The following is an 11,848-nucleotide window of genomic DNA, read 5'->3' as shown; positions in this document are numbered from 1 at the left end:
CCGTGAAGTAGTCGGCCTCCGCAGGCATCCGTTCCGTGCCGACGGCGGCCGGTGTGGCGCCCGGTTCGGTGTGGGGAAAGAGGAGCGCGCCAGCGGTGGCTTGGGTGGCCAGGGGGATGCCGAACCAGGTGGGGAACTGGTCGGGGAAGAGCTGGGTCTTGAGTTCCCGGCCGCTGTCTTCGTAGAGCGGGGTGCGGCGGTTCGTGGTGAGGGCTTCGGTGACGCGCTGGTGTTGGGTGGGATGGAGCTGTTCGCCAGCGTCGAGGTGTTCACGGACGACGTCGTAGAGCCCGAGCGCGTCGAGGAGGCCGAGGCCGAGCGCTGCGGCGGCCGGCCAGGGCAGGATGCGCACGGTGGTGCGGTCGGGGTCGGCTCGGGCGAAAATACGGTCATTGGCGAGCAGGGCCATGCCGCCACGGCGGGCAAGGAGGAGCGCGGTGGTGGACTTGCCCGCGCCCTTGTTGCCGAAGGCGAGGAGGGCTCGCTCCTCCTCGGTGGCGACCGCGGAGGCGTGCATCAACGTCCAGCCCGCGCGCAGGAGTTGCCCCCAGACGGCTTCCCGGGCGATGCGCGCGGCGGCGAGACATGCGGGGAGGATGTCCGTGCCGACGACGGTGAGCCGCTGGGCGTCGTTGCCCACGCGGTAGGCGAGGCTGTCGGACGGGGCCACGGCGGTGACCGTTCCGGCGGTGGGGTCGGTGGTGAAAGTGCGGGCCTTCGCGTACTCGCTCTCGGTGTGGGATTGGGCCATGACCTCATCCGAGAACGCGCGGTACATCTCCGGGTCGATGTGCACGTTGAGCACGGCGCCGTGCTCGGCACGGCCGGGGGCGGCCCGCCACCAGGGGCCGAAGTAGCGCGTCGCCCAGTCGGTCACCTGGGGGTGAGGGCTGGTGAGGGTGACGGCGGCTTCGCCGGTGCGGATGTGCATCACGTGGTTCATGCGATTCCTTCGCTGCTCAGGTGGGCGGTCAGTTCCTCGTAGGTGTCGTGCAGGTGGCGTTGCGCCCGCTCGAAGCGCCGGGTCTCGGCGTCGTTGAGGCGGGGCAGGCGCGGCTCGGGGTGTCCGGCGGTGAAGTGAACGGGGATGCCGAGATAGCCGCCCGCGTAGGGGGCGGAGAGCTCTTCGGTGCCATCGGCGTGGCCGAGGGCGTGGCGCAGGGCGGACAGGACGGCTCCGGCCGGTCCGGCGCGGGTGCGTCCAGCTCCGTCGCTAATGGCGGCTGGACGCGTGGTCAGGTGACCGTGCGCCTCGCGGAGTGGGAAGGCGACGGGCATCCCGCGCACGGTGGTGGTGCTCGCGCAGATGGTCGCGTAGCGGCCGTGCTCGCCGATGACATGGCCGTGTACCTCGTGCGGGGCGACGTCGAAGAGGTCAGCGAGATAGGCGCGGTAGCGGGCAGCGTCGAGGTTGGAGCCGATGCCGAAGACGCGCGGGCAGCCGGACGTCTCGGCGAACAGGCGCGTCATCACGTCCACAGGGTTGGTAACGACCAGCACCGGGCCCCGGTATCCGTGCAAGGCTCGCGCCGTGTCGGCGATGGCGGGGGCGTTGTGCCGCAGTCCGCCGATGCGGATGTCCGTCCGGTCAGCGGTGTTCGTGAAGCGGGCGCGCAGGGCGACGACTACGGCGTCCGCCTCCGTGCACTCCGTGACGGGTACCGCGCTGACGCGGAGGCGGCGGCCGAGTGCGCCGGCCATGTCGGCGAGGTCGTCGGCGTAGACGGCTGCCTGATCGCGCGTGCGCGAGACGATGCGTAGGCGGTCACAGATGCCAGAGGACACCAGCGCGGCGCCGACCGTTCGCCCTACGGCTCCCGCGCCGATGACGCCGATCGTGGCGGGCGGCCATGCGTAGCTCATGCCGCGCGCTCCGCCGCGTAGTCGAGGGCTTCGCTCCACACCGTTCCGGCACCTGCCGCGAGGTCGAGCTGCCAGGTGAGGTGATCCAGCAGCATCAGCACGGCGCCGAGCCGTTCCAGCACGCCACACCCCAGTGCGGGAAGTGGGACGTCGGCGGGCGCGGCGAGGTAGGTGGTGAGGATGTTGGTGGTGTCCATCGCCCACAACACCAGGATGTCGTGGAGCGGGGCTGTCCCGTAACGGCGCGGAAAGAACCCGGCCAACTCGTCCACCAGCACCCGCGCCGTATGGATACCGGGCTGGGCGGCGAGCAGCGCGAGCACCGTGCGGGACAGCAGTTTCGCCACATCCGCCATGTGCGGGCCGCGCTGTATGCCGGGGTCGAGGAAGATCGGGCGCCCCCTGGGACCTTCCGGATAGAGGATGTGCTCCGGCTTCAAGTCTCCGAAGAGGACTCCTCTCCCCTGCTCTGTCGCGCGTAGCTCGGCCCTGCGCAGCCGGGCCACGACACGGCCGAGCACAGTGGCAGTGCGGTGCCGCATGGCGGGCCGAAGCCGTGCCGCGCCGAGTTCGCCGAGGTAGGCCGGAGCCGAGCCGGGCGCGAACTTCCTGGCGAAGATGGCAGCGAGGTCCCGTTCCGGGATCTCCCGACCTCGCAACCATCCATCGACGTCCTGTCGCTGCAAGCCGGCCACCTGCCCGAGCACCACGGCGAACAGGTCCTCCGTTCGTTCAGGGGCCCGTAACAGCACGTCCGCGAGCGTCGGGCCGGTCACCTGGTCGGTGAACAACGCTCCCGCGCGGAAGCCAGCCAGGCGGCACAGTTGCGGCCATCCGCGCTGGTCAAGTAACTCCAGTTGCGCCGCCTCGCGACACAGCAGCGCGCGACCGCTCACCGCGTAGAGGCGCTGTGCCTCGCGCACCTGCGTCCACGAGCCGAAGACTCCCCGCCGCACCGACACCAGGGACGCATCAAGGAAGCTGTACTTCGCGTAGAGCGCCCGCTCTCCCACCTTCACCGACCGCACGTAGCACGTCACGCTGGGCACCACGTCCCCGAACACGACCGGCTCGCTCGGCCACAACTGCCGCGCCGCACGGCCGATCTCCGCGTCCGCGTAGGTGGCCAACTGCTGCATCTTCGGCCCTTCCGCGCGAGAGGTACGGGCTACGGGCTGCACGGGGATGTTCGGGCATGCGGACATGAGCGCTCCTTTGCGCGTCCTGTGAAGGGGTGGGACTGGTAGGTGTGGTTCGCCGGGCGTCATGGCCTGCGCCGCGTCCGGGATCGGGACGACGTGTCATCGGCGAGGGCGTTCATCTTCTCGATGGCGGAGAGCGCGCGGGCCTCCTCGGGAGGACAGGGCCATTCGCGGCCCCCGCCGACAGGGCGCAGGAGGTACCGGGTTCCGTCCCGGCCCATGAGCTGGCCGACCCTGCCCGTTCGCGTGTCCATGAAGTACGCCGACGTGGAGCCCTTCGGGGTCGGTGCGGATGAGGGGGTCATAGGTACCTCTTGGGGGATCGTGCGACGGTCTTGCCGACGAGCACGCGGCTCGCCTCGACCTTGGTGACGATGTGCTGGTCGGCCGCCGCGAGGGAGACATCGGCGGAGAGCGCATCGAGCCCCACTGCGACGATTACGGCTCCGCCGCCGACCACGAAGCGGAACCACTCCGGGTTCGTGGGAACGCGTAGCGCGTGCTGAGAGCGGTCAAGGAGAAGCACGGCCGCGAGGTCGTCGCGATGCACGACCAGCCGGGGCCCGATGTCAGGCAACGGCTTTGTCGGCTCGTCGAGTCCGAGCGCGACGGCCAGCCCGCGCATCCGCGCCTCAATGACGCGCGGGGATTCGTCCGACTGCTCCGGACGGTGGGCGATGTACAGGAAGGCGACGTGACCAGCGGGGGTGTCATCGATCCAGAACCAGACCGACACCGAGGCCAGCAGTTCGGCACTCGGCACGATGACCAGTCGCCCTGCCGTCATCGTCGCCCACCCGCTAACGTGTCGATTGCCGCGGGCTCAACAGCGCTTCTTACGCAGCCAGTTCGCCCCATACGTCAAGACAACCGAGACGGCGTACCCAGGGGGTACCGGCAGTAGGGGTGTCAGAGGGTGTCACTTCCGCTACCGTCCGCGGCCGAGGGGTAGGGGCTCACCATGAAGAGACCGAACACGAATCTCGCGCAGCATCTCGAACAGTCCGGTATGAGCAACAAGGAGCTCGCCCGCCGCGTCAGAGCGAGGGCTGAGCTGTGGGGACATCCGCACATCACGCCGAACGCCACGACGGTCCGACGCTGGCTCGCGGGCGACCAGCCGCGCCCGCCCGTGCCCGCGATCCTCGCGGACGTGCTCTCGGCGAGCATCGGCTACCGGGTGACGACCTATGACCTTGGCCTCGGCGACAGCGGTACGGCCGAACGCGCGCTCGTCTACAGCCGGTCGTTCGCGGTTACGGTGGAATCCGTAGCCGACTTGGGGAGGGCCGACGTGGACCGTCGCACGCTCATGGCAGCAGCTCCGTTCGCAGCCGTCGCCGCGGTAGGCCCCTCGCGGGACTGGCTCCTCAGCACCCTCGACCAGAAGCCGGACGCCGGGCCACGCGTACGCCTGGAGGACGTCACCGCCGTGCGGAACATGTTCGGCGAGTTCCAGAAGATGGACGTGCTCCAGGGCGGGGGATCGGGTCGGCTCGTCCTCGCCGAGTACATGAACCAGCACGTCTATCCGCTGCTGCGCCGCACGCACACCGAGAAGGTGCGCCGGGCACTGTGCGAGGCGGCGGCCGAACAGACGTACCTGCTCGGCTGGATGGCCTACGACAACGGTGAGCACGGGACGGCTCAGCGATACCTGATCCAGTCGCTTCGGCTCGCCGAGGAGTCCCACAACATCGCCCTCGGCGCTCACGTCCTCGCTGGCATGGCCGACCAAGCCACGCTGCTCGGCGATCCGGAGGAGGGCCGCCGCCTCGCCCAGGCCGGGCGTGCCGGGCTCCGGGGCGAGGGGACCTCGCGCGCCTGCATGGCCGACCTGTGGGCGCTGGAAGCGCGGGCACTGGCCAAGCTCGGCGAGAAGAACGCCGCGGCCCACGCGGTCTCGCGCTCCGAGTCGGCGTACGGCCGGGTTCGCCGGACGGAAGAGCAGGAGTGGGCGGCGTTCATCGACCCGGCGTACCTGCATGGCGAGCACGCCAACACCTTCCGCGACCTGAGCCAGGCGGAGCACGCCGAGGAGCACGCACGCTTGTCCATCGAGCACGCGCGGCGTCAGAAGCGGGCGCGGCGAGGCGCCATGTCACAGGCTGCACTGGCCGTCTCGCACCTCCAACGGGACGACTTGGAGGCCGCGCACGCCGCCGGGCTCCGCACGCTGAAGCTCTCCCGACAGGTGAAGAGTTCGCGGTGTGTGCAAGCCGTACAGGACTTGCAGAAGCAGATGAAGCCCTACGGGGACCATCGACTCGTGACGGACTTCAACGACCGGGCGAGGGAGCTGACGGCCGCGTGAGGCCACATGAGGATCACACACACAAATGCCCCCGTGCCTCAACGCTCGTAAAGCGGGGGTGTGGGGGCGTTAAAACACTTAGCCGTCGCCTGTGCCTTCTAGCCGCAGTCTTACAGCTTGGCTGACTAGCTCGGCGGCTTCCAATGGATCTTCGTGTTCCCAGAAGCGGAGAACCTTCCAACCGTGTTCTTCGAGTGCGGCGGTCGTCTCCGCGTCTCGGGCCTGATTCCCGGAGATCTTCTCCTGCCAGAACGCGGCTCGTTTGGTGGACGGACGGTAGTGCTCAGGACAGCCGTGCCAGTAACAGCCATCGACGAAGACCGCGACCCGGGCCCTTGTGAAGACCACGTCAGCCGTCCGCCGTAGATCCGCTATCGGCCTCACCGAGACTCGATAGCGGAGACCTTTACGGTGCAGGGCTGAGCGCAGCAAGCGCTCCGGCTTCGTGTCGCGTCCCTTGTTCGCCGCCATGACCGCACGCGAAGCGGGTGATGAGGCCCACGAGCCGGGCGGCAGCGGCTCGGTAGTCACGTAGCCCGCAGTGCGCGCCATGGACCAAGCCTGCGCCAGGTTCGCGGCACGAGTCGTGGCGTCCACCTCGCCCACGTACCGTTCCCGTGTCTCCCCCTCCTGCGACCAGCGAAGATAGGCGCGGATACGTCGAGTGCTGCGGTACATGCGCAGAGCGATGGACGCGCGAGCGTATCGCCCCTTGCCGATATCGACCGCGCGGGCGAGGCGACCGCCGGCGGCTCGGTCCTGCTCAGCCGCTCGCGAGTCCTTGTTCATCCCCGCCTTCGGCTTCCACGCTCGGTCAGGAGGCATGTGGTCTTTCCAGCGCCTCTGCCGATCGTGCGCGGCTTCAGTCACTTTCCTTCTCCGGCCGCTTCAGAGCCCCAACCGATTTGAGCGCATCGGCGACCGCCCCGGAGAAGACTGCGCCGAGCTTCACAGGGACAGCATTGCCCAATTGCCGCATCTTCTCACCCCGCGGCCCAGCGAGAACCACACGGTCGGGAAACGTCATGACTCGCGCGGTCTCCCGCACGGTCATGTATCGGTATCCCGATCCGCCCCCGAAGTTCGTGAAGTTGACATTGTCGAGTTGCATGACGGATTCACCACCAGGCACACCATGAACACCTGCCTTCACGGTTTTCGCGGGCCGGTCCAGAACGTTGGGCGTATGCCCGGTGTACATACGAGCCCCAGGCCAACCAATGTGATCAGGGATTCCGCCTACTTCAAGTTTTTCCCTGACGGCTTCCTCGGTCACATAGGGCAGCGGTTTCCCCTCGTTCTCGTCGATTCCCGTGATGGCGTCGCGCAAAGTGCGCCACGGCTTCAATTTCAGTCTCTCCTGAACCTCCGGATCTTCGTAGTCAAGATCGGGAAGATTGGCGATGACGCGCTTCTTCACATCATCGGCCACCTCACTGTGCCGATCCCAATATTCTCCCCCCTCACGCATGGAGCGGATCATTGATTCCTCGGAATGAGTATCCTTGGGGATGAACCGGCTCCAGTTGACACCGAGGTCGGCACGGAACGCAACGATGACTACGCGGTTTCGAATCTGCGGGACACCGTAGTCAGCCGCGTTTACCTTCATCTCCTTGACGATGTACCGCATCGACGGTTCCACTGTGTCATTGGCCAGCAGCTTCTCAAGGATTTCATTGTGATCTTCCCAGGTCGCCTCCTTGTCTCGTTCCACGAAAGGCAATCGCATTTCGTTCAGGATGTAGTCAAAGTACGGCTTGAAGGAAGGCCGAAGAAGGCCCACGACATTCTCGCAGATTACCGCTTTCGGCCTCAGTTCCCGAATCGCGCGGAACATCTCCGGGAACATGTTCCGCTCGTCCTCCATGCCCTTGTGGACGCCGCCCAAGCTGAACGGCTGGCATGGCGGTCCACCCGCGAGGACGTCGACCCCTTCCGTGACATGCTCCGCGTAGTCGACCTCACGCACATCACCCGGCACCAGAGGCCAACGCTTCTCGGGCTCATCAGGGTCCGGCGGGTTGGCCCCCAGCGACTCACAGGCACGCTTGGCGTACTCATTCACCAGGAGCGGGCGGAAGCCCGTGGCGTGCACAGCCAGTGCGAGCCCCCCGCCACCGGCGAACAGCTCGACACACGTTCCCACCTCTTGGCGTTCTTCTCGCAGCTCAGGCATGGAAGAAGCATACCGCGGATTTTGCGATCATCAAGCCACTTCGGGAAAACACGCCACACGAACACCAGCTCCGCCCGATAGGGTGACGACGATCACTCATGGAAGGGGCTGTCAGTCATGACGCTCGGCGACCCGGCCGACCTGGGCAACTACGCGGAGTTCAAGCTCAGCATCACCCAGGCGCTCGGTGATCAACTGGCGGAACACCTCGCTGACCTCACCAGGGCACCCCTCACGCAGGAGAACCTTGACAAGCTTCCGTCCTTGAAGGGCGTTTATCAGCTCTACCGTCACGACGAGCTTGTTTACATCGGCAAGGCCGACCAGTCGCTCCCTCAGCGTCTTACCAGGCACTTGAATAAGCTGCGCGGTCGCGAGAACACCGACATTGAACACATCACCTTCACCGCACTCTCAGTCGACGAAGATTTCAACGCCGTCACACCTGAAGAACTATTGATCAAAAAACACCAAGGCGCGGGAGACGCCCCTTGGAACGAAAACGGCTTCGGAATCAATGACCCGGGTCAAAATCGGGATACAACGTTCTTCGCACCCGACCACTTCGACCACCTATATCCGGCACGGCTCGATTGGGTGATAGACGGGCTCCCTGTCGGAAATGTAGACCTGAAGACGCTGCTTCACATTGGGAAGACCAATCTCCCCTACACATTCCGCTACGCCCATTACCGAGACAAGAATAAGGTGAAATTTTACGCTGATTTCGAGGTGACGCTTGAAACGTCAGCTATGACCGCCGACGAGTTCTTTCATCTCGTAAGCGCTCAGCTCCCGTCTCCTTGGCAAATCATGGTCTTGCCGGGTTACGTCGTGATGTACCCGAAGGACCTGCGCTCAGAAAGCGCACGAAAGTACTACATCGAGGGTGAGTCGTTCGCCCCCGACGACCTGCCATAACAAGACGAAGAGTGCCCCGCCGACGGCTTCGGCCGTCGGCGGGGCACTCTTCGTTCTGGTCGCCAGCTAAACAAGGACCACGATCACGGCAGCGACTGCCGCGAGGGCGGCGATGGTGGGCCAGGGGAAGCGTTTGGCTTCGAGGTCTCGGAACCGGGTTTCGTGGTCGTCGAGCTGGGTGGTGAGGGCGGTGATGCCGTCCAGCTTGCCTTCGATGCGGGTGACGGTTTCGCGGAGTCCTCGGAGTTCGCCGTACATCTCGGCGGCGGTGATGGTGACGACCGGTACGGGCTCGTCGCTCACCCGCTCCCGCCCGCCTTCGTGGTGGTCTCGGTGAGGCCGGGGCCGCGGCGTCCGGTGCCGGCGGTGGCGAGGGAGGTGAGGACGGACAGGACGGCGGCGGTGGCGGCGAGGGTGAGGCCGCGTTCCCACGGGACGTTGAGGATGTCGGTGGTGTCGAGGCCGAGGGTGGCGATGAGGGTCTGTGCGAAGGTGCGGACCGCTCGCTCGGCGGTGGTGGTCCAGAACGTGGGGTCGGTGAGCATGGGCCGCTCGCTCCTTCCTGGGGGCGGGGTCAGAACGGGACTCCTGAGCGGAGGATGACGTTGCTGTACGGGGTGGCCTCGCCCGTGCGCACGATCAGGCGTGCGTGGCGGGTGCGCTTCTTGAAGTTCTCGTGGGGGATGAAGTTGAGGCCGCCGTAGCCGAACCGCTCTTCGAGAAGGGCGGCGGTGTGGGGGTTGTCATCGCGGACTTCGTATGCGGCGGTGGCGTACTCGATGACGAGTTCGTCCAGCACCGCGTCGAGGACATCGACGAAGGACGGGACGCCGGCGTTCAGGGCCAGGTCTACGACCTCCGGGCCGCCGGGCTGATGGGGGATGGGAAGCCCGGCGTCACAGATGACGGTCTCGTCGGTGTGGCCGAGGAGTGCGAGGGCGTGGGAGAGGTGGCGGTTGAAGGTGCCGCGCATCTTCATGGGTGGGCTCCGGGTTCTAGTCGGTGACGGTGAAGCCGTGGCGCTTGCCGAGCGCGCGCAGGCTGTTGCGGCCGGGGATGCCGTCGGCGTCGCGGCCGGTGTAGCCGCAGCGGCGCTGCCATGTGCCGTATGCGGTGAGGGTCTTGGTGCCGAACGAGCCGTCCACCCAGTTCGAGGCCAGCAGCCCCTCGGCGGCAAGGGCGTGCTCGACGCGCTTGACCTCGGTCTCGTGGGTGGTGTGGCCCTGGGCGGCCGGCGGGTCCTTGCGGGCGGCGGCGATGATGTGGGCGAGGCTGACGGCGGGCTTGGGCTTGTCGTCTCCGCCGCCGGAGGAGCCACCGCCGCTGGGCTTGCCGCCGAGCCGTTTGGCGATGCGGGCGCGCATGTCGGGCATGGTGAAGCCGCGCGGGTCGCTCTTGGTGTTGGTCCACTCCTTGTGGCCGATCACGGACTTCGCGGTCCAGCCGTGGGCGCGGCAGATGGCGGCGGAGGCGCGTTCGATGGCGGCGAGCTGGGCGTCCGGCCAGGGGTCCTTGCCGTCGCCGAGGTTTTCGCACTCGAAGCCGTAGAAGCGGGGGTTGCCGTCGGTGTCCATCTCGTTCGGGCGGGGCGGGGTGCTGCCGTACTTCTCGACGACGACGGCGCCGAGGACGTCGCTGTCGCCGCGGCCGGCGTGGTTGGCACGGCCGTGGCCGACGAGGTGAACCTTGCCGTCCTTGGTGATCACGCCGTGGCACAGCGGTCCGGGCAGGGAGCTGTAGCCGTCGCGGCAGATGCGGACGGTGGCGTCCGAGCCGCTGGTCACGGTGTGGTGGACCACGACGCCGTTGACCGGGCCCCAGGCGCCCTTGTGGTTGCGGTTGTGGGTGCGCCATCCGTCGTGTTCGACGACGGTGACGCCCTCGGCCTTGAGGGCCTTGACAAGGGCGTCGGCGGAGAGCGGGTTTGCCATTGGTGCGGCCTCCTCGGGCGGGGGCGGATGGGGGCTACTCGGGCTCGTCGTCCTCGTCGTCCCGCGTGGTGGACCGGGGCTCGGTGGTCTGGGCGGGGAGGCGTCCGCGCAGTTCGCGTAGGTCTTCTTCGAGGCGTCGGATGCGGTCGAGGAGATCGGGCGGGATCACGGGCACGGGGGCTACTCCTCGTCGTTGTCGCCGGTCTGAGCGCGCCCGGCGGCGTCGAGGTGGAGGACGGCTGTCTCGGCCTGTCCGCGCTCGGGGGCACGGACGGTGAAGCCAACGACGCGGTAGCGGCCGGTGAAGCCGACCGCGGTCCACACGTCGGCGATGCGCAGGCGGATGGTGGCGCCGAGGATGGCGGGGGTGAGGCGGGCGGCGTCGAGGTTGACGGTGATCTCGGGGACGACTTCACGGGTCCACGCCTCGGTCAGGTCGGCAGCGGCGTGGTCGTCGAGGGTCTTCTTGGTCTTGACGGTGGTGTGGTCGCTGGTGCCGTCCAGCCGGGGCCATCCGTCCTCGATGGCGCCCGTGACGTAGTGCGGGCTGGAGAGGAGCGGGCGGTTGCTGGTGCCCGTGGTGGCGCCGCGTGAGCGCCAGTGGGTGGCGCGGGTGGTGGCGTCGTAGGGGAACTTGTAGGAGGTGACCGGGCCGGGGTAGTCGAGGACGGTTTCCGCGTCGCTGCGAGTGGTGCGGATGAGCGGGTGTCCGAGCTGGAGTTCCTTGACGCGTTCGCCGCTGGTGTCGCGGTAGCAGTGGATACGCCACTCGAAGCCGTCGCGGACGGCGGCGAGCTTGTCGAGCAGGGCGCGCACCTTGGGCAGGTCGTAGCGGCTGTATTCGCGGGTGCGCTTGATGCCTGAGCTGGTGCGGGCGCTGGTGCGGATGCCGATGTCGCCGCCGTCGGCTTCCTGGGCGTAGTCCACCAGGCGGCGGGCGATGTCGAACTGTTCCACCTCCTCGAAGGTGACATTGGTGGTGACGAGGCGGTGGTCCAGGTAACTGTCGAAGGTGGCGGCCTGGATCTCGGCCTTCGCCGGGGTGGCGCGCTCGGCGGAGGTGAGGTTCGCCGTCCAGACGATGCCGCCCCACCAGATGGCGCGGTCGCGTTCGATCCATACGGCGGTGCGGCCGGGGGTGACGGCGGTCTTGATGCGTTCGGCGGTGGCCGCGTCCGGTGCGGTAAGGGTGCCGCTCATGGTGCCGGACTTGCCTATGTAGTCCTCGATGCTGGCGCCGGACAGCGGCAGGGCGTCGATTACCTGGTCTGTGCGCAGGTCGCAGAAGAGCGCGCGGTAGGAGGCGGTCACTGATACCCCCTTTTCGGCCGTACGTGTGCTGAGCGCGAGGTACGGTCTTGGAGGTCCGGCGACCGGAACGGCGAGAAGGGGCGACGAGGCAGTGGGTTCGGATACAAATTCTCCGCCGCCCCCACCG

14 protein-coding genes are annotated in these 11,848 nt (G+C 67.4%); 2 read left to right on the top strand and 12 right to left on the bottom strand.

The annotated features are described in order from the left end of the window. The 4 genes from G5C65_RS20265 to G5C65_RS20250 all read right to left on the bottom strand — a co-directional run. Positions 1-943 (bottom strand): phosphoenolpyruvate carboxykinase (ATP) (locus G5C65_RS20265; protein ID WP_165300302.1); only part of this gene is annotated, 943 nt, incomplete at its 3' end. Then, complete coding sequence (locus G5C65_RS20260) at positions 940-1,863, bottom strand: lactate/malate family dehydrogenase (protein WP_165300301.1); 924 nt, start codon at positions 1,861-1,863, stop codon at positions 940-942. The genes G5C65_RS20265 and G5C65_RS20260, both read right to left, overlap by 4 nt. Beyond that, positions 1,860-2,993, bottom strand: a complete 1,134-nt coding sequence (locus G5C65_RS20255; RefSeq protein ID WP_165300300.1) for a hypothetical protein — start codon at positions 2,991-2,993, stop codon at positions 1,860-1,862. Before G5C65_RS20255 ends, G5C65_RS20260 begins: the two co-directional genes overlap by 4 nt. Positions 2,994-3,366: 373 nt before the next feature. Beyond that, on the bottom strand, positions 3,367-3,852 hold the full coding sequence (locus G5C65_RS20250; protein WP_165300299.1) for a hypothetical protein: 486 nt from the start codon (positions 3,850-3,852) through the stop codon (positions 3,367-3,369). A gap of 174 nt (positions 3,853-4,026) precedes the next feature. Between G5C65_RS20250 and G5C65_RS20245 the strand changes: the two genes are divergently transcribed. After that, a complete protein-coding gene (locus G5C65_RS20245) occupies positions 4,027-5,379 on the top strand; it encodes an NsdA family TPR-like regulatory protein (RefSeq protein WP_165300298.1) in 1,353 nt (450 codons plus the stop codon). 78 nt (positions 5,380-5,457) lie between these two features. Here G5C65_RS20245 and G5C65_RS20240 read toward each other — a convergent pair whose 3' ends face one another. Together G5C65_RS20240 and G5C65_RS20235 are read right to left on the bottom strand one after the other, a co-directional pair. Beyond that, positions 5,458-6,249, bottom strand: coding sequence for a very short patch repair endonuclease (locus tag G5C65_RS20240; RefSeq protein ID WP_338146543.1), 792 nt, complete (start codon positions 6,247-6,249; stop codon positions 5,458-5,460). Beyond that, positions 6,242-7,558 carry a DNA cytosine methyltransferase gene (locus tag G5C65_RS20235; RefSeq protein ID WP_165300297.1) on the bottom strand — a complete coding sequence of 439 codons (1,317 nt, stop codon included), beginning with the start codon at positions 7,556-7,558 and terminating at the stop codon, positions 6,242-6,244. The genes G5C65_RS20240 and G5C65_RS20235 overlap by 8 nt, the downstream gene beginning before the upstream one ends. Positions 7,559-7,675: 117 nt before the next feature. Between G5C65_RS20235 and G5C65_RS20230 the strand changes: the two genes are divergently transcribed. Beyond that, the gene (locus G5C65_RS20230; RefSeq protein WP_165300296.1) at positions 7,676-8,479 is read left to right on the top strand and encodes a GIY-YIG nuclease family protein; all 804 of its coding nucleotides are present in this window, start codon (positions 7,676-7,678) and stop codon (positions 8,477-8,479) included. Positions 8,480-8,545: 66 nt separating this feature from the next. Here the strand turns inward: G5C65_RS20230 and G5C65_RS20225 are convergent, their stop codons facing one another. From G5C65_RS20225 to G5C65_RS20200, 6 genes are read right to left on the bottom strand one after another with little or no spacing between them, the layout of a single operon-like run. Further along, positions 8,546-8,782 (bottom strand): hypothetical protein, encoded by a 237-nt coding sequence (locus tag G5C65_RS20225; protein WP_338146542.1) that lies wholly within the window; start codon positions 8,780-8,782, stop codon positions 8,546-8,548. Next, on the bottom strand, positions 8,779-9,024 hold the full coding sequence (locus G5C65_RS20220) for a holin (RefSeq protein ID WP_165300295.1): 246 nt from the start codon (positions 9,022-9,024) through the stop codon (positions 8,779-8,781). Before G5C65_RS20220 ends, G5C65_RS20225 begins: the two co-directional genes overlap by 4 nt. A 29-nt stretch (positions 9,025-9,053) precedes the next feature. Continuing rightward, on the bottom strand, positions 9,054-9,458 hold the full coding sequence (gene rbsD, locus G5C65_RS20215; protein WP_165300294.1) for a D-ribose pyranase: 405 nt from the start codon (positions 9,456-9,458) through the stop codon (positions 9,054-9,056). 16 nt (positions 9,459-9,474) lie between these two features. Continuing rightward, positions 9,475-10,410 (bottom strand): N-acetylmuramoyl-L-alanine amidase, encoded by a 936-nt coding sequence (locus G5C65_RS20210; protein ID WP_165300293.1) that lies wholly within the window; start codon positions 10,408-10,410, stop codon positions 9,475-9,477. Positions 10,411-10,444: 34 nt separating this feature from the next. Further along, positions 10,445-10,585: a hypothetical protein gene (locus G5C65_RS20205; RefSeq protein WP_165300292.1), complete on the bottom strand. Its 141-nt coding sequence runs from the start codon at positions 10,583-10,585 to the stop codon at positions 10,445-10,447. Positions 10,586-10,590: 5 nt separating this feature from the next. Further along, positions 10,591-11,721: a hypothetical protein gene (locus tag G5C65_RS20200; protein WP_165300291.1), complete on the bottom strand. Its 1,131-nt coding sequence runs from the start codon at positions 11,719-11,721 to the stop codon at positions 10,591-10,593. Positions 11,722-11,848: the final 127 nt, after the last annotated feature.

Origin of the sequence: Streptomyces boncukensis (genome assembly GCF_011045075.1) — a bacterium.
In the GTDB taxonomy this organism is placed as follows: domain Bacteria; phylum Actinomycetota; class Actinomycetes; order Streptomycetales; family Streptomycetaceae; genus Streptomyces; species Streptomyces boncukensis.
The sequence above is the reverse complement of the archived record's forward strand: the minus strand, read 5'-3'. Positions and strand labels throughout refer to the sequence as shown.

Bases quoted from the DNA above. Each gene is read 5' to 3' on its own strand.
- G5C65_RS20245 (WP_165300298.1), top strand. From the start codon at position 4,027: ATGAAGAGACCGAACACGAATCTCGCGCAGCATCTCGAACAGTCCGGT.
- G5C65_RS20210 (WP_165300293.1), bottom strand. From the start codon at position 10,410: ATGGCAAACCCGCTCTCCGCCGACGCCCTTGTCAAGGCCCTCAAGGCC.
- G5C65_RS20260 (WP_165300301.1), bottom strand. From the start codon at position 1,863: ATGAGCTACGCATGGCCGCCCGCCACGATCGGCGTCATCGGCGCGGGA.
- rbsD (WP_165300294.1), bottom strand. From the start codon at position 9,458: ATGAAGATGCGCGGCACCTTCAACCGCCACCTCTCCCACGCCCTCGCA.
- G5C65_RS20230 (WP_165300296.1), top strand. From the start codon at position 7,676: ATGACGCTCGGCGACCCGGCCGACCTGGGCAACTACGCGGAGTTCAAG.
- G5C65_RS20220 (WP_165300295.1), bottom strand. From the start codon at position 9,024: ATGCTCACCGACCCCACGTTCTGGACCACCACCGCCGAGCGAGCGGTC.
- G5C65_RS20250 (WP_165300299.1), bottom strand. From the start codon at position 3,852: ATGACGGCAGGGCGACTGGTCATCGTGCCGAGTGCCGAACTGCTGGCC.
- G5C65_RS20235 (WP_165300297.1), bottom strand. From the start codon at position 7,558: ATGCCTGAGCTGCGAGAAGAACGCCAAGAGGTGGGAACGTGTGTCGAG.